Source organism: Serratia sp. H1w (assembly GCF_000633355.1).
GTDB lineage: Bacteria > Pseudomonadota > Gammaproteobacteria > Enterobacterales > Enterobacteriaceae > Chania.
This window is the reverse complement of record NZ_AYMQ01000031.1, coordinates 87,827-102,392: the sequence shown is the minus strand read 5'-3', so window position 1 is coordinate 102,392 and position 14,566 is coordinate 87,827. Positions and strand designations below refer to the sequence as shown.

Genomic DNA, 14,566 nt, shown 5'->3' with positions numbered 1-14,566 from the left:
CACATTGAATACATGACCAAAACATCCTTTGTAGTGCCTCTAAGTATTTATAATCATAATGAGTTACCATTCCCTCAATGATATTTATATTTTCTGAATCATTGAATCTCGAAGTTGGTTTTGTCGATGTGTAAATTACACTACCAAATTTTGCAGGTATTATATTATTTCCTTCATCGTTTAGCCCGGCCTTGTCAGCATCAATTCCTATGACTAATCCCCCGTGAGTTGTATTGTTTTCTCCAAAATGAATGAATTTACTATCCCCATGTCGTTTCCCCCGTGCGTAATGTGCCCACATTAAAGCATTTAGCGGCGCTCTTGATAATGAAAGGACTCCATAACTAGATGTTAATTTAAGCAGATTTGAGTAATTATTTTTATGTGAGTAGTCATGGTCATCAGCCTCATAAAATGAAGAGGTTATTTCGAATGGATCATTAAGATCGTAAGGATGTGTGAATTTTACTGAAGGGTTTCTTACAATTTTCATTCCAGTGCATAAATCGACATATTTATACAGTATCATTAAATATTCTCCTAAATGTGTTGGGACTCTAGCCTTTTATATTAATTGAATAAGAAATTAATCTGATTCTGCCTATTTTTCAACTCATTGTCACTAATTTATTGCAGTGCCTTTATGACTTTTTTGTTAAATATAAACTAGCATCTTTACTAATGTCCGCTCCTGGCACAGAGCTGCCTGTCAGATTGGGTTTTGCTCTGTGCCATAGCCGTGTCAAGTCAAGTCTGAGCTAATACACTGAAGCCATGGTGTTCTAATCCATCCAAAAGTGTTTTTTTCGTACGTTCCATCATGTTGAGGCATTCCCTAAGTGAATACTAAGCCATCATAACTCTGAACTGCCGTAGTGCTTAGAAAAAAAGATTTATAGAAAAACTAGTCACACTGTTCACTTTTTAATTTTATCTATATAAATCATTGCATTAAAGGGTGATGAGTTTTCCGGGAACTGTGCACAACTCTTCACTCCAGTGTGAACAGTCCCGATCCGCGAACACAAAACCAGCCGGAACGTTGCCACAAAAAAAGATTTATAGAAAAACTGGTCACACTGTTCACTTTTTGAATTTTATATATAAATCATTATGTTAAATGGTGGTGAGTTATCTGGGAACTGTACACAACTGTTCACTCCAGCGTGAACAGTGGCGATCGGCAAGCACAAAAAAACCGGCCGGAGCCGGTTTTGCTGTTGTAGTGAATGGGGGAGCGAACGGCCCGCAAACGGGCCGGAAGGATAACCGATACATTTTCCCTGGTGTTGGACTGTATGCAGTTTATACAAGGGACTATAAATGCCTCACTGCGGCAGCGTCCAATGGGTTCGGCAGATCAATAGCCGCGTATTGATCGGTGAAAACGATCGTGACCGCGTTCACTCAGTGGGCTTCACACTTAGGCAGCCAATCGGCCTCACAATCCTCACTCAGTACCAGGTTGGTCTGTATCCCCTGATTGGTCTTGCGCTTAAGCAAGGTGATCTCGTATTCGCGCAAGGTCTGCGGGATAGCCCGCCCGAACGCGGTCAGATTTAACGGGTATTTGTGCCCTCGCGCCTCCATATAAGAGAGGTAAGCGTGATACAGATATTTGCGCGGGTTGGCGGGCACAATATTGGCGTTCCCCATATACAGGCCGTGGGGTTCACTCTCTTCCAGCAGGTAGCCACAAAAATCAACCAGCGGATCGGCACTGCGTTTGATCTCCAGCGCTTCATCCGAGTGTTGCTGCGCCTGGAGCAGATCGCGGGCGTCGTTCGGGTTGGCAAAGCGTTGCATCAGGTGGCGCACAATCACCGCCAGTTCACCGGTGATTTTGGTCAGGAGCTGCGGATCTCGCTCATGGGTCGGTATCACCTCCGGAAACGGCAGGATCACCCGGCGACGGGATACGCCACCGCTGCGGTCACTGAATTGCATCGGGTTGTTGTTCACCGCCAGGATCACCGCCGGAATATGGGTGGAGTAGCCATCACGGTATTTCGGATCGATGGCGACGGCATCACCGCCGGTGATCGCCTTGATACCCGCCCCGTCACCGCTCCATTTCTCCTGATCAGGCAGGATTATCAGCGAGAACCCGACCACCGAGGCCCGATCCCGCGAGGATTCCAGCGTATCGATAGAGGCCGAGGTGGTGTTGTCTTTCCCGGCCAGCAGGCTGGCGATCGAGGCCATCACGCTCTTACCGCTGCCGCCCGGCCCGGTCACTTCCAGGAACATCTGCCAGTCATAGCGGTTTGCCAGCACCATAAAGAGCGCCGCGAGGATACGTTCCCGTTTATCGGGTTGCTGCCCGGCGGCCCGCGTCAGCCAGCGCCAGAAGTAGGGCGCGTGGTCGGCCAGATTTTCCCCGGCCTTGGATGGCGTGTAGTCCACGCTGTTCACAGTGCGCAGCCAGTGGGTTTTCTGGTGGGCACTGAAAGTGCCGGTGACGGTATCAAACACCCCATTACGAAAACCGATCAACTGGCGGGCCGGGGTGCCCATCTGTGGCACCATCAGTTTAAGTGTATCCAGGACGCTGCCGATCCCGGAGGCAGAGAACGGGGCGCGGATTTTCTGGAACAGGGCGGCAATTTCCCGGCTGAGTACCCGGTAAGGCAATACCTGCCATGCGCCGTTCTCGTAGCGGCACAAATCTTCCCCCACCGGCGGCACCGCCAGCAAGTGCTGGTAGTGTTCGGCCAGCAGTGCGGCTTTCTCACTGGCGCTCATGGCTTTCAGGTCGGCATCGCTGAGGGTGTCGAACGGGCTAGGGTGCTGCGGTGGGTTAAACGCCTGCAACTGTGCCAGGGTAGGGAGTTTGCCCTGTTGCTGATAGAGATCGTTCCAATCGCCGGCCACTGGCGGTAATGCCAATTTAGTGCCGGTCAGTTGGGCCGCCTCAGTGGCGCGGGTTTGGCCGGTGCCGTTCTCGTCATTGTCGGCGGCCAGCAACAGCAAGGCATCCGGGTATTGTGCGCGCAACTGTTGGGCCAGGGCGGGCAGGTTATTGGCACTGAGCGCAATACAGACGCTTTCCCCGGTCAGTTGATGCACGGTCAGCCCGGTCGCGTAGCCTTCCGTTAACCAGATCACCGCGTGATCCGGCCCGGGCAGAGAATGGCAGGCATCTTTGACCTGCCCTCCGGCCAGGGTGCGCTTGTCGCCTGCTGTGTTGATCAACTGGACGTTGACCACCTCCCCGGCGGCATTGGTCAGCGGTAACAGCAGGTCACCGGGTTGGTAAGTGATACCGCCCACGCGCAGGGGCTTGCCCTGTAAGGTCAGGGTGTCCACATCCGGCCAGCCTTTGCGGGTAAGGTAGGCATTGCCTGCCTGGGGGACTGCGGCGGCCAACAGTTGGCGGGCCTGTTCGGCGGCCTGTTGCCGGGCCTGAGTTTTATCCTGTTGGCTATCCTGCACCGGTAATGGGGCGTGTGAGGTGTTACCCAATACCCCGGCCACCTTGTTAGCGGCCTCTTTGGTGGTCACCGCCAGCGCCTTTTCGACCAGTGACAGACCATCCCCGCCGCCACACTGGTTACAGAACCAGGTTCCACGTCCTTGCTGGTTGTCGAAGCGAAAACGGTCTTTGCCGCCGCAGACCGGGCAAGGCTGCTCCCGGCTCCCGGCGGTGATGTGAATGCCCAGGGCAGGAAGTAATACCGGCCATTGGCCGGTTGCTGCACGTGAGGTATGTGAAACGTTTAATAGCATCATCGTCGCTCCCTTAATGCACGGTCGTATTAGCGGTGGCGGCGAGCTGGTCACAGCACAGTTCATCCATCATCTTTTGCCCTAACGGCGTCAGGCGGGGAGGAGCGACCAGGATATCCGGCTGCACCATATCACCCAACATGGCACACGCCATGTCCATACCCTCTTCCGGGCCATGCTGACCAACAAAGTAGCCTTCCAACTGCATGGCGATGGTCATTTGCAATTCATCCAGCGAGTAACCGAGACTAAGCCCATAAAAGGCGCAGGTATCGAGATAGGCTTGCGCCACCGCACGGCGATACACCGCTGTACGCACTTCAATAGGCAGGCAGGATTGATTGAGTGTGTTCATGCGGCGGTCGCCTCCAGGTTGTGATTGATATGGGATTCGCAGGTGGTGACCACCTGTCCGAGTTGGTCGGTCAGTACCGCCACCACGGAAGCTAGAGCATCTTGTTGGAAGCTGTCCGGGCGTTGGCCGCAGCAGTTCATCTGATCGAGCATATCGAGGAACAATACCCCGACAGAGTGTGCATGCTGCAAGCGCAGGAAATCGGCGTGCGGGATCGGGTAGTGGGTATCGCTATAGAAACGGGCGGCCAGGGTATTCATGCCACCTCCGCGACAGGCAGACGGCCTGCGAAGGACAGCACGTAATCACGAACCAGGGCGCGACGGGCGGCTTGCTCACAATCGGCGACGGTACGCAGCATGCAGGGCTGTAATGTGGTGGTGTTGCGGCGCACGGCAGCAAACAGGAAGACAAATTGCGGGTGTGACGGGGTGAGGGTAGTAGCCATGGTGGCAGCCTCCAATAAGTATTGGTTATTGCTACCACCTAAGTTCTCACGCAAGGGTGGTAGCCCAGACGGGGGTGAGAAACCGGCCTTATTGGAAACCGGCCAGCCCGAAGGCTGCCCCGCCTGAGCCACCATTGTTTGATCGCTACAGTAGCATAAAAACCACTGTGCAAAAAATGAGCGCACCAAGGCCACGACATAAAAAAACACGCTAGGCGCGTGTTGAGTCGCCAATAAGTAACACGGGTTCTCACGCCCGGCTGCCGATTGTGCGACAGCGCAAGGACTATAACGTAGGGCTTGCCGCCAGGGCAAGCCAGAAAACGCATACGGATGTTCAATCGATCGCATAGTGATCAACAGTCTGTCAGGTCAGAGGTTTTGTAGCTGTCGGCGGCGTTGGAAAGCGGTACATGGCGCACTTGGGGCCGGTGGTAAATCGAGGGCCCCTGGCAAGTAAGGGCAATCACGCCATGCTTGGCGCTGTGGCGTTCAGACAGGGCCATTTTAGGGTTCTTGCGCAGCATCAGGATAGCTTCTGCCACAAACAGGGCATCGCCGTGATCCAGGCTAAAGGTTTGTTGGCCGAGCGTCAGGAGCATCATGCTACGGCCTCCGGGTGACGGTTGGCGATACGTTCAGCCATCCATTCTTCAACCTCAGACTCAAGCCAGGCAACATTCTTACCGCCCAGGGAAATCTGGCTTGGGAACTGTGAACGCCCAATCATTTCATACACGGTGGAGCGGGAAAGGCCGGTGGTATAGAGCACTTCAGGCAGGCGCATAAAGCGATCGCGGGACGTTGGCTCGGTCAGGGTTGGCGCGGGGGTAGAACGGGACGGTGTGGCAACTGCAAGCATGGTTATGCTACCTCGTTTATATCCGGTGGTGACTCACCGGGACTGTGTGGACTCGTGTGGTAGCGCCCTATTATGTGAATATTTTTCATGATGGCAACAAGGGTTTGTTGTGTGGTGGATTACGCAATTGACTGAAAAACATACACATTATGTGATTAATAGTGATGAGGGATGAGGAAGGGGAGGAAGAGTTCAATCAGAAAGAAATAGTGGTAAATAAATAATAATCAATAGGTAAAAACGTTTGAAAAGACGATGAAGAGGCTAGCCAGGGAAAAGGTCAATTTTGGGCAGGGTGAACAGTAGTGAACAGTGAGTGATGAGTTTTAAGTCAACTGTTCACTACTTTACTTACTGATTTAACTCTATTTTTTATTAAAGTGAACAGTAGTTAATAGTTTATATAAAAACTAAAATCTTGGTGATGATTTTCTGGGCAATTTCACGGGGTGTTGTCCTGCCGGTGATCCAACGGGCATTGATAGCGATGTTGTGCGGTTATCAACAGAATGGCGACACATTGACGAACACCGGAGACACCACCATGAGCACCACGCTACCCAAGTCCATCACCCAAAAGCTGCAAGCGCTGCGTGATGCCCGCGCCGCCCACGACAAAAACGCCCAGGAGCTAACGGAGGTCGTAACAGGCATCGCCCGTTGCCATCAACAGAAGAAAGACACCGAGGTAGAAAGTCACGAAGCGGAAAGCCAGTGGCGCACCCTGTTCCGCAAACTGCGTGGGGAAATGACCCCGGAGTTGCAAGCACAGCACCACAGCCGGATCTCCAAGCGGGAACTGACCAAAGAGTTCGACGGCCTGATTGAAGAAATGGAGGTGGATAAAATGTACCTCCACCTTTGCTGTGGAACGACGGCACCCAAGCTGGTCGACGCGCACCGAGAGGCTTTGAACGCCTTTGCCGAGCACGCAATGGCTCAGGCCGTGGACGCCCTGGGGAAAGCGCTCTTGAGCGCCGATGTTGTCAATGCCTGCTCCCTGGCAAAGAAAGCCTACAGTGTTTACCACGATAACCCGATGAGAGTGATTGAACAGCGCGTATTGGGGGCGCTGACTGCGCATGTTATTACGGCTACGGCGCAAAAGAACATTGAGCACCCGATGCTGAGTGAAATCGGACTGGCACAGCCCGAGGAAACGGGGGTATTACCGGCGCTGCGCGACAGCCCAGTTAAACGCTGGCAGTTGGCAACGGAAATAGCGGAAAAACGCAAGAAATTTAAGGAACGGGGGATTAAATCATGATGCGTTGTCCCTTTTGCCGCAGTGGTTCACATACCCGCACCAGCCGGTATTTAACTGAACAGACCAAAGAGGCGTATTACCAGTGCCAGAATATCGACTGTTCTAGCACCTTTAAAACGCGGGAAAGTATTGAGCATGTTATACGACGGCCCTCTCCACCGGAAACTATTCCGGCACCGCCCCCGCCGGAACGTCGAACGTTAAACCGTTACGGCAATAATAATCACCTGCATTGATTAACCATCCCCGCATCTTTTACCAAGATGCGTTTTTTTGTTTTCCACGGCTCTCCCAAAACCAGCCTTTTTTCTGGCTAGCCTGCCTCAAACTGCGCGTGCATGCATAGAGTGCATGATTTTGCATGCGTATAATGAGCGTGTTTAGCCTACCTCGCCCCAGTGCTGGCGCGGCTTCAAGCCCGCTATGCATCTGCATGAAATGCGACACATAAAGCGGGCAGGCGAGGCGGGGATAGCATTGCGCGCCAGTTAATAAATGAGAAGGGATGGCCTAAACAGAGTAAAAGAATATAATCTAAAGAAATACATAGATAAGGAGAAGGGATGAGTACTAATAATCGTAAAAAAATTATTCCGCTTTTAAACGACATTGCGTCTAGGCTTTGGGATGGGCATGCTGCTGTTCTAGTCGGTGCGGGGTTTAGTAGGAACGCTAAACCAACTAGCAACAAGGCTCGGAAATTTCCCATGTGGAATGACCTAGGAGAACTATTCTATGAGAAAGTTTATTGTGAAAGTAATCTAAATCGTTACTCGAATGTGTTAAAACTTGGTGATGAAGTTCAAGCTGCTTTTGGCAGGAATGTGTTAGATAAGATTATTCAAGAAAATATTCCTGATAAAGAGTATGAACCGTCACAATTGCATAAAGAGTTACTTAGCTTGCCGTGGGTTGATGTATTTACTACAAATTACGACACTCTTCTTGAAAGAGCCAGTGTTTTTGTCGAGTCAAGAAAGTACGATTTAGTTGTAAATAAAAATGATTTAATGAATGCAGAAAAACCAAGAATAATTAAATTGCATGGGAGTTTTCCATCGGAAAGACCTTTTATAATAACAGAAGAAGACTACAGGCGTTACCCTATAGATTTTTCGACATTCGTTAATACAGTGCAACAATCGCTGATTGAAAATACACTGTGTCTTATCGGTTTTTCTGGGGATGATCCGAACTTCTTGAACTGGATTGGATGGATTAGGGATAACTTAGGAAGTGAGAATTCGCCAAAAATATTCTTGATTGGTTTGTTTTCATTTAACGAAGCTCAAAGGAAGTTATTAGAACGGAGAAATATAGTTATAGTTGACTTGAATTATTTGGTTGATAATGTCAGTCATTATAAATCTTATGAATGTTTTTTTGATTTTCTTATTAAAAGTAAAAAAGAAGAGTTTAACCTAAAATGGCCTACATCTGATCATATTAACCCACCATTAAGAACAGGTTCAATAGAGCAAAAGAAGGAAGGGATTAAGGAAGTTATTACATCTTGGAGCAGAGATAGAGAGTCATTCCCCAATTGGTGCATAGTTCCAGAAGATAACAGACGTAGGTTATGGAGTGAGACAGAGTATTGGTTAGAGATATTTTCACTACATGATGATTGGGACGGCAATGAAGACATTAAAATCGCATATGAAATAGTATGGCGAATAAACAAATCGCTTATGCCGATATTTGATGATTTGGCTAAGAGAATATTTATTATTATTGATAGGTATGAGGGATTATATCTTGCTGAAAAAAATGATGCGAATTTATATATTGATGGTTTAAATGAGTATTTTCCTTTTTTGATAATTAATCTTATGAGGTATTGTAGGCAAGAGGGATTAAAAAATGAATGGTTACGTCTGTCGGTGATAATAATTGAGTCAAAGAGTAAATTATCACCCGAGATATATGCTGACTATGAATATGAAAATGTTATTTTTTCATATTATAATTTAGATATAGATGAGGCTATAAGCAAAATATCAAGTTGGGAAAGGAATGCTCAACTTCCATTCCATGAAGCGAAACGAGCTGGTTTACTTGCCGAATTCGGAATGGTTGATGAGTCCATTTCTATTTTAGAAAGCTCTTTGGCAACAATAAGAAGAAGTAACCGTTTAATGCCTAGTGGTTATGACTATGCGAACTATTCCCAAGAATCTTATATTATGCTGTTAACTCGGCTGTTAAAAAATAGCCTATGGCGTTCAAACAAAGAGGAGAGTGTAAATGATTATACTGAAAGGTTAGCTGTTCTCTCTCAATATAGATGTGACCCTATTAATGAAATGAAATTTTTTGAAATAAGATTAGAGCAAATATCAAGGGGGAAAGAATCTAATGGTCAATATGATTTTGACCTTGGTAGGAGGAGTTCTACGATTAGTTTCCTCTCTAACGCGAAAGATAATATAGTTAGTTATGCCTTTAACTTCCTCCTCTTTGCTGAAGAGATCGGTTTACCATTCCGTATACCGCCAATGTTAACAATTTCAAAGTCTACGGCTATTAATGCCTCTGTTGGTATATACGAATATTGTCCTGAGTGGGCATTGTTCTCATTACTTAGAATAGCTGATGAAAGATCTATAGGACGATTATACAACCGTTCTCATCTAAGAGAGTTAAATCGTGATAAAATTAACGAGATACTTGAAGGTTATTTAATTAAATTTAAAGAAATCTATCATAAGACTACAGGATTTAAATCAAAGCAATGCACGCAAATAGAATTTTCATTATTTAATATTATACCAGAAATTTTATCGAGATTGGTTGCTAAATGTTCATTTGAAAAGAAAAAAGAAATCTTTGAATTTCTAAGTGACATATTTAATTCAACTAACTTCAATAATTATGGTTCAGTAAAAAATCTTATTGCGCGAGCGATAAAAAGTTTAAGTACAGAGCAAAAAATAGAGTTAATACCTCTTTTTATTAAATTTCCCTCTGCCAAGAAAGGTGATGACAGATCACCGCATGATTTTGTTAATCCATTCGAATACTTAGTATATTTGAAAAGAAATGCCGTATCAGATATTATTAGAACGTTACCCAGCGCTCTTTTTAAAAAGGACGTTGAGTATATAAAAAGTGGCAATGAGCAATCCAGACGTATTTCATCAACTAAAATGATTATTCTTCATGAATTAGGTTTTCTTAATAAATCTGACATAAAAAAACTAATTAAAGCTATTTGGTCAAAAACGGATGAATTTGGATTCCCTAAAGATGTTGATTATTACAGATTCTATTTTATAAAGAACCTCCATCCTGCGGGAATAGATGTGGCTAAAAATATGATGGAGTATCTTAATAAATATCAATTCCCTATCCATAATAATTCAGGAGAGAAAGGAATCACGATCACCAATGGGAGATCCCGTTATTGCATGGAATTTATAGGTGCGTCGGCAGCTATGGTTTTTTCACATGAAGAAATAGATATGTTAGTCTGTCAGTTAGAGGAATGGTTTGAATGTGACAGAGGATATTTAAGTGGCGCAGATTATAAGGATATTAAAGAAGAGTTTGAATCCCGTCTTTTAAATATAGTAAGCATAGTAACTAGTCTATCATTACATAGTCTAGATGACATAACCACTTCGGTTAAAGAGCGAATTGTTACTTTATTGAAAAAGATGAATAATGATGGGCTGGTAGTCATGCCGGCTTTGATATCTATTTTTATTAATGATTCACCAGCGCGCATTGCTATGATTGATGATGTTTGTGATGCAATTATCTCCACTGAAGAAAAAATAATTCAAGGTGCAATTAGATCCTTATATATCCTTCATGATAATAGTATCTATTACGATAAAATTATAGATTGCTTGGTAGAAAAGATAAAATGGAACTGTGGGCCATGCTTGTCTGACTGCATTATTTTCATAGCTGAATATATAGCTGAAAGCTCTGTTGTTAAAAGTAGAATCCTAATGGACTCTCTAGTAATTGGGTTAGAGAAAATTATGCATGAAGATATAAATATGGAGACAGAGGTGGCTAGGCTTGAAAAACGTGTTAGCGCAGCAAAACTTGCTTCGCATATTCATCGTTATCTTGTAGACAAAGGTGAAATAATTCCTGAGGTTATTCTTGATTGGAAGTTAATATGCAACTCATCAGATGAATTTGATGAAGTTAAAAATAATTGGGTGGCATAAATAATGGCCACCAGAGAGCACTCTGGTGGTTTAATAAATATTTTATGATTTAATTTTTGGCGTATACCTCTTTTCCCCACCAATTCATCAATTCCCGCCGTTGCTCAAGGTATGTAGAACGATTATAGGCCCGGCGAACCTCATTCTTATCACAATGGGCTAGCGCTGACTCAATCACATCAGCATTAAACTCAGCCTCATTCATAGCCGTGCTAGCGATAGACCGTAACCCATGAGCCACAAGCTTGCCGCCATAGCCAATACGCTTTAAGGCTGCATTTGCCGTCTGGCTGTTCATCGGCTTGCGTGGATCGTTGCGGCTTGGGAACACATGCTCACGCCTACCGCTGATAGGGTGCATGATTTCGAGTATCTCTAACGCTTGGTCTGAGAGTGGAACGATATGATCGCGCTTTGCCTTCATACGTTCTGCCGGTATGCACCACTCCCTTTTCTCTATATCGATCTCGGCCCAGGCGGTTGCCGAGGCTTCTGCAGGCCGTATCAGCGTTAGCAATTGCCATTCCAGCAAACAGCGCGTTGGTATCGATAGATTACTCATCGAGATAGTTCGCATCAGCTTAGGCAGTTCTTCGGGGCGTATAGTCGGCATATGCTGCTTTTTAGGGCGTTCAAATGCATTACCAATACCAGAGGCTGGGTTAGCCTCAATCAAGCCGGTGTTGACGGAGTAGATCATGATTTCGTTGATACGCTGTACTAATCGGCGAACAGTCTCTAGTGCGCCTCGAGCCTTGATAGGTTCCAGCACCTGGATCAGCAAGCGAGCCTTAATTTCCTGAACAGGGACATTCTCCAGGGAGGGCAAAATATCTTTCTCAATGGAACGCCAGATATCTTTCGCGTGATCCGCGCTCACGTGGGCTTGCTTCAATGCAAACCACTGCTTTGCCACGTTAAGGAAAATGCTCTCTTGGGCGATCTGTTGCTGTTCTACCTCTTCGGCTTCTTTGGCCTGTGGGTCAATCCCTTTTGCCAGTATGGCGAGTTTCTCTGCGCGGATCTGCCGGGCATCGGCTAGGGAAAGGGCAGGGTATGCACCGATGCCGATCATAGTGCGTGAGCTGGTGCCAGGGCGAAGGTAACGGAAACGCCAGAGTTTCTTTCCGGAGGTTTTGACTAGCAGGAACAAACCGTCACCGTCATGTAGGGTTAGGTCTTTCTCAGTGGCTTTGGCTTTTTGTACTTCGGTATGCGTGAGGGGGCGTGTAGTGCGCGCCATGCGTGGGTTCTTCCGTCTATTGGTATACGTTATTGGCATACATTTTAGCGTATACCTAAACGTATACCAATAAATACCGGATTCAGCCGGATATCCTCGGACTACTACAGACACAAAAAAGCCCGCAAACCTAGGTGGGATGCGGGCTTTCCGTACTTCTCCGGACTTATCTGGTAATACCCGGATCATTATTTGGTGGAGCTGGGGGGATTTGAACCCCCGTCCGAAATTACTACACCGTCGGCACTACATGCTTAGTCCAATCTTTACATTCGCCGGTCAGCTGCGGATGGACACGCCACTAACAAACTAGCCTGATTAATTTTAGCACTTCAGCCCCAGGCAGGACTTCCATGCGATCTCTTTTGGGTTTGACCTCTCTTTATCCCCGTCTTAAGAGCGGAAGCTAGGGAGAGAGGGCTCTATGCAGGGTATTAAGCTGCTAGTGCGTAGTTTTCGTCGTTTGCGACTATTTTTTTGCGGCTTTTTACGAGGCAAACCGCCCCTCGGCATGCTCCTAGGGCTTCGCAAATCCCGTCGAATCCAGAATCAGCCCCAAGTACTGTGTGCAGTATACCAGAAGATTACCCTGTTAAGCCAGCGGCTTAACGATTGGCATGCTTCATGATACGGGCTTTCGCCGTCTGCCATTCACGATCTTTGATGTCATCGCGCTTATCGTGTTCTTTCTTGCCTTTGGCTACGCCGATCTTCACCTTGCTCCAGGCATTTTTCCAATACATGGAGAGGGCAACCACGGTATAACCATCGCGGGTTACGCGGCCAATCAGTGAGTCTAGCTCACGTTTTTTCAGCAGCAGTTTACGGGAACGTGTTGGATCGCATACCACATGAGTCGAAGCGACGTTCAGCGGCGAAATGGTGGCGCCAAACAGATAGGCTTCACCGTCGCGGAACATCACATAACTGTCGCTGATGTTAGCTTTGCCAGCACGCAGTGATTTTACTTCCCAACCTTGCAGCGCCAAACCCGCCTCGATTTCCTCTTCAATGGAGTATTCGAAACGTGCTCGCTTGTTTTGTGCAATGGTCGCGGAACCGGGTTTGTATGCTTTTTTCTTTGTCATAGTGCGGTCATTATACTGGATGGCGCAGCGAAAGAAATCCTTTCCCACTCAGCACCTGCGCAATTTCTCGCATTTTTTAGCCACGTCAGCGCGTAGCAGATTTTTTGTCTGACGCCAGATAAATGGTATTATCTGTACGTTTTTTGCCTCTCAGGAAATGTTATGCCCCAGATCAGTCGATCTGCATTGGTGCCATTCAGCGCCGAGCAGATGTATCAGTTGGTTAATGATGTTCATTCTTACCCCGATTTCCTGCCAGGATGTACCGGCAGCCGGGTGATAGCCGCTTCCCCTAATGAAATGACCGCCGCGGTGGAGGTGGCAAAAGCCGGTATCAGCAAAACCTTCACCACGCGCAATACGCTGCTGGACAACCAAAGTATCAACATGCAACTGGTTGATGGCCCGTTCCGCAAGCTGATGGGCGGTTGGCAGTTCACCGCGCTAAGCCCCGAGGCGTGCAAGGTTGAGCTGCACCTGGATTTTGAGTTCACCAACAAGCTGATCGAATTGGCCTTCGGTAAAGTGTTTAAAGAGTTGGCCGGCAATATGGTGCAAGCGTTCACCCAGCGCGCCAAAGAGGTCTACAGTGTCTGAGATACGCGTTGAGGTGGTCTATGCGTTACCTGAACGTCAGTACGTGCGCCAGGTTAAGCTGGCTGCAGGCAGCAGCGTTGAGCAGGCTATCCTCGCTTCTGGGCTGCTAGAGCTACGTAGCGATATCGATCTGGCCAGCAACAAGGTAGGCATCTACAGCCGACCAGCCAAGTTGGGCGATGTGCTTAATGACGGTGACAGGGTAGAGATTTACCGGCCATTGCTGGCCGATCCGAAGGAGCTGCGTCGCCAGCGCGCGGAAAAGGCAAAAAAATAAGGCGCTTAATGCGCCTTATCTTCATCAGAATGTTGTCTTCCGAGTTGCAGCCTACGACTGTCGTGGAGGATTTCACTCTTCCTCACGGGCCGGATGACAGCTCCGGCACGGCTTACTGATCTGTCAACGCCGGTTTATTCTGCATATCCGTCAACACGCCTGCGCTGTCGAACGTCAACGTCAGCGTTTGCTGCGTGATCTTCTCGTGGCCTGGCTCTTGGCGGAACACGTAGAACCACGTCTGAGTGCCAAACGGATCCTGCATCATTGGTGTGCCCAATGTGTAAGCAACCTGTTGTTGCGTCATTCCCTTGTGGATTTTTGCCACGTCGGTAGGTGTCAGGTAGTTACCCTGGTTGATATCCGGCCGGTAAACGATCTTCTCGAAAGTAGAACAGCCTGCGGTCAGCATCACAAGAACCACAGCGGCAGCTGTCAGCATTTTACAGCGCATAGTAATCACATTCCTTTAGGGCATAGGATGCCGATGATAATAGACCTTGCAGCAGTTGG

Annotated in this window: 14 protein-coding genes, 1 other RNA gene and 1 pseudogene; 5 read left to right on the top strand and 11 right to left on the bottom strand. The window is 47.5% G+C overall.

The annotated features are described in order from the left end of the window. The 7 genes and pseudogenes from U869_RS32130 to U869_RS0105170 form a co-directional block, all read right to left on the bottom strand. Window positions 1-529 (bottom strand): annotated as a pseudogene (locus tag U869_RS32130) (DUF2971 domain-containing protein); the annotation flags it as partial. A gap of 878 nt (window positions 530-1,407) precedes the next feature. Then, window positions 1,408-3,732: a primase-helicase zinc-binding domain-containing protein gene (locus U869_RS0105195; protein WP_025119867.1), complete on the bottom strand. Its 2,325-nt coding sequence runs from the start codon at window positions 3,730-3,732 to the stop codon at window positions 1,408-1,410. Between the two features lie 10 nt (window positions 3,733-3,742). Continuing rightward, complete coding sequence (locus U869_RS0105190) at window positions 3,743-4,084, bottom strand: DUF5375 family protein (protein WP_025119866.1); 342 nt, start codon at window positions 4,082-4,084, stop codon at window positions 3,743-3,745. Further along, window positions 4,081-4,344 carry a hypothetical protein gene (locus tag U869_RS0105185; protein ID WP_024530887.1) on the bottom strand — a complete coding sequence of 88 codons (264 nt, stop codon included), beginning with the start codon at window positions 4,342-4,344 and terminating at the stop codon, window positions 4,081-4,083. The genes U869_RS0105190 and U869_RS0105185 overlap by 4 nt, the downstream gene beginning before the upstream one ends. Then, complete coding sequence (locus U869_RS0105180) at window positions 4,341-4,883, bottom strand: host cell division inhibitor Icd-like protein (RefSeq protein ID WP_025119865.1); 543 nt, start codon at window positions 4,881-4,883, stop codon at window positions 4,341-4,343. The genes U869_RS0105185 and U869_RS0105180 overlap by 4 nt, the downstream gene beginning before the upstream one ends. Window positions 4,884-4,888: 5 nt before the next feature. Next, window positions 4,889-5,137, bottom strand: coding sequence for a hypothetical protein (locus U869_RS0105175; protein WP_025119864.1), 249 nt, complete (start codon window positions 5,135-5,137; stop codon window positions 4,889-4,891). Continuing rightward, the gene (locus U869_RS0105170; RefSeq protein WP_025119863.1) at window positions 5,134-5,394 is read right to left on the bottom strand and encodes an AlpA family transcriptional regulator; all 261 of its coding nucleotides are present in this window, start codon (window positions 5,392-5,394) and stop codon (window positions 5,134-5,136) included. The genes U869_RS0105175 and U869_RS0105170 overlap by 4 nt, the downstream gene beginning before the upstream one ends. 424 nt (window positions 5,395-5,818) lie before the next feature. Here U869_RS0105170 and U869_RS0105165 point away from each other — a divergent pair, with 424 nt between their 5' ends. The 3 genes from U869_RS0105165 to dsr2 all read left to right on the top strand — a co-directional run bounded on the left by U869_RS0105165 (window position 5,819) and on the right by dsr2 (window position 10,848). Next, a complete protein-coding gene (locus U869_RS0105165; RefSeq protein ID WP_232785326.1) occupies window positions 5,819-6,661 on the top strand; it encodes an NAD-dependent aldehyde dehydrogenase in 843 nt (280 codons plus the stop codon). Beyond that, complete coding sequence (locus U869_RS30455) at window positions 6,658-6,897, top strand: ogr/Delta-like zinc finger family protein (RefSeq protein WP_071998200.1); 240 nt, start codon at window positions 6,658-6,660, stop codon at window positions 6,895-6,897. The genes U869_RS0105165 and U869_RS30455 overlap by 4 nt, the downstream gene beginning before the upstream one ends. A gap of 327 nt (window positions 6,898-7,224) precedes the next feature. Continuing rightward, window positions 7,225-10,848 (top strand): anti-phage defense-associated sirtuin Dsr2, encoded by a 3,624-nt coding sequence (gene dsr2, locus U869_RS0105160; protein WP_025119861.1) that lies wholly within the window; start codon window positions 7,225-7,227, stop codon window positions 10,846-10,848. Window positions 10,849-10,897: 49 nt separating this feature from the next. Here dsr2 and U869_RS0105155 read toward each other — a convergent pair whose 3' ends face one another. From U869_RS0105155 to smpB, 3 genes are all read right to left on the bottom strand, one after another. Next, a complete protein-coding gene (locus U869_RS0105155; RefSeq protein ID WP_025119860.1) occupies window positions 10,898-12,091 on the bottom strand; it encodes an integrase domain-containing protein in 1,194 nt (397 codons plus the stop codon). 193 nt (window positions 12,092-12,284) lie between these two features. After that, window positions 12,285-12,648, bottom strand: a transfer-messenger RNA (tmRNA) gene (gene ssrA, locus U869_RS30450). 48 nt (window positions 12,649-12,696) lie between these two features. Continuing rightward, entirely contained in the window at window positions 12,697-13,179 is a 483-nt protein-coding gene (smpB, locus tag U869_RS0105150) for an SsrA-binding protein SmpB (RefSeq protein WP_021178921.1), read from the bottom strand. A gap of 162 nt (window positions 13,180-13,341) precedes the next feature. On the opposite strand from smpB, the gene U869_RS0105145 reads away from it, so the two are divergent. Together U869_RS0105145 and U869_RS0105140 are read left to right on the top strand one after the other, a co-directional pair. Continuing rightward, the gene (locus U869_RS0105145; protein ID WP_025119859.1) at window positions 13,342-13,776 is read left to right on the top strand and encodes a type II toxin-antitoxin system RatA family toxin; all 435 of its coding nucleotides are present in this window, start codon (window positions 13,342-13,344) and stop codon (window positions 13,774-13,776) included. Next, window positions 13,769-14,053 carry an RnfH family protein gene (locus U869_RS0105140; RefSeq protein ID WP_025119858.1) on the top strand — a complete coding sequence of 95 codons (285 nt, stop codon included), beginning with the start codon at window positions 13,769-13,771 and terminating at the stop codon, window positions 14,051-14,053. The genes U869_RS0105145 and U869_RS0105140 overlap by 8 nt, the downstream gene beginning before the upstream one ends. A 112-nt stretch (window positions 14,054-14,165) precedes the next feature. Here the strand turns inward: U869_RS0105140 and bamE are convergent, their stop codons facing one another. After that, window positions 14,166-14,507 carry an outer membrane protein assembly factor BamE gene (gene bamE / locus U869_RS0105135; protein ID WP_025119857.1) on the bottom strand — a complete coding sequence of 114 codons (342 nt, stop codon included), beginning with the start codon at window positions 14,505-14,507 and terminating at the stop codon, window positions 14,166-14,168. Between the last annotated feature and the right edge of the window lie 59 nt (window positions 14,508-14,566).

Coding starts and splice junctions, on each gene's coding strand:
- U869_RS0105165 (WP_232785326.1), top strand. CDS start 5,819: ATGATTTTCTGGGCAATTTCACGGGGTGTTGTCCTGCCGGTGATCCAA.
- U869_RS0105180 (WP_025119865.1), bottom strand. CDS start 4,883: ATGCGATCGATTGAACATCCGTATGCGTTTTCTGGCTTGCCCTGGCGG.
- U869_RS0105185 (WP_024530887.1), bottom strand. CDS start 4,344: ATGAATACCCTGGCCGCCCGTTTCTATAGCGATACCCACTACCCGATC.
- U869_RS0105195 (WP_025119867.1), bottom strand. CDS start 3,732: ATGATGCTATTAAACGTTTCACATACCTCACGTGCAGCAACCGGCCAA.
- U869_RS30455 (WP_071998200.1), top strand. CDS start 6,658: ATGATGCGTTGTCCCTTTTGCCGCAGTGGTTCACATACCCGCACCAGC.
- U869_RS0105145 (WP_025119859.1), top strand. CDS start 13,342: ATGCCCCAGATCAGTCGATCTGCATTGGTGCCATTCAGCGCCGAGCAG.
- dsr2 (WP_025119861.1), top strand. CDS start 7,225: ATGAGTACTAATAATCGTAAAAAAATTATTCCGCTTTTAAACGACATT.
- U869_RS0105155 (WP_025119860.1), bottom strand. CDS start 12,091: ATGGCGCGCACTACACGCCCCCTCACGCATACCGAAGTACAAAAAGCC.
- bamE (WP_025119857.1), bottom strand. CDS start 14,507: ATGCGCTGTAAAATGCTGACAGCTGCCGCTGTGGTTCTTGTGATGCTG.
- U869_RS0105175 (WP_025119864.1), bottom strand. CDS start 5,137: ATGATGCTCCTGACGCTCGGCCAACAAACCTTTAGCCTGGATCACGGC.
- smpB (WP_021178921.1), bottom strand. CDS start 13,179: ATGACAAAGAAAAAAGCATACAAACCCGGTTCCGCGACCATTGCACAA.
- U869_RS0105190 (WP_025119866.1), bottom strand. CDS start 4,084: ATGAACACACTCAATCAATCCTGCCTGCCTATTGAAGTGCGTACAGCG.
- U869_RS0105170 (WP_025119863.1), bottom strand. CDS start 5,394: ATGCTTGCAGTTGCCACACCGTCCCGTTCTACCCCCGCGCCAACCCTG.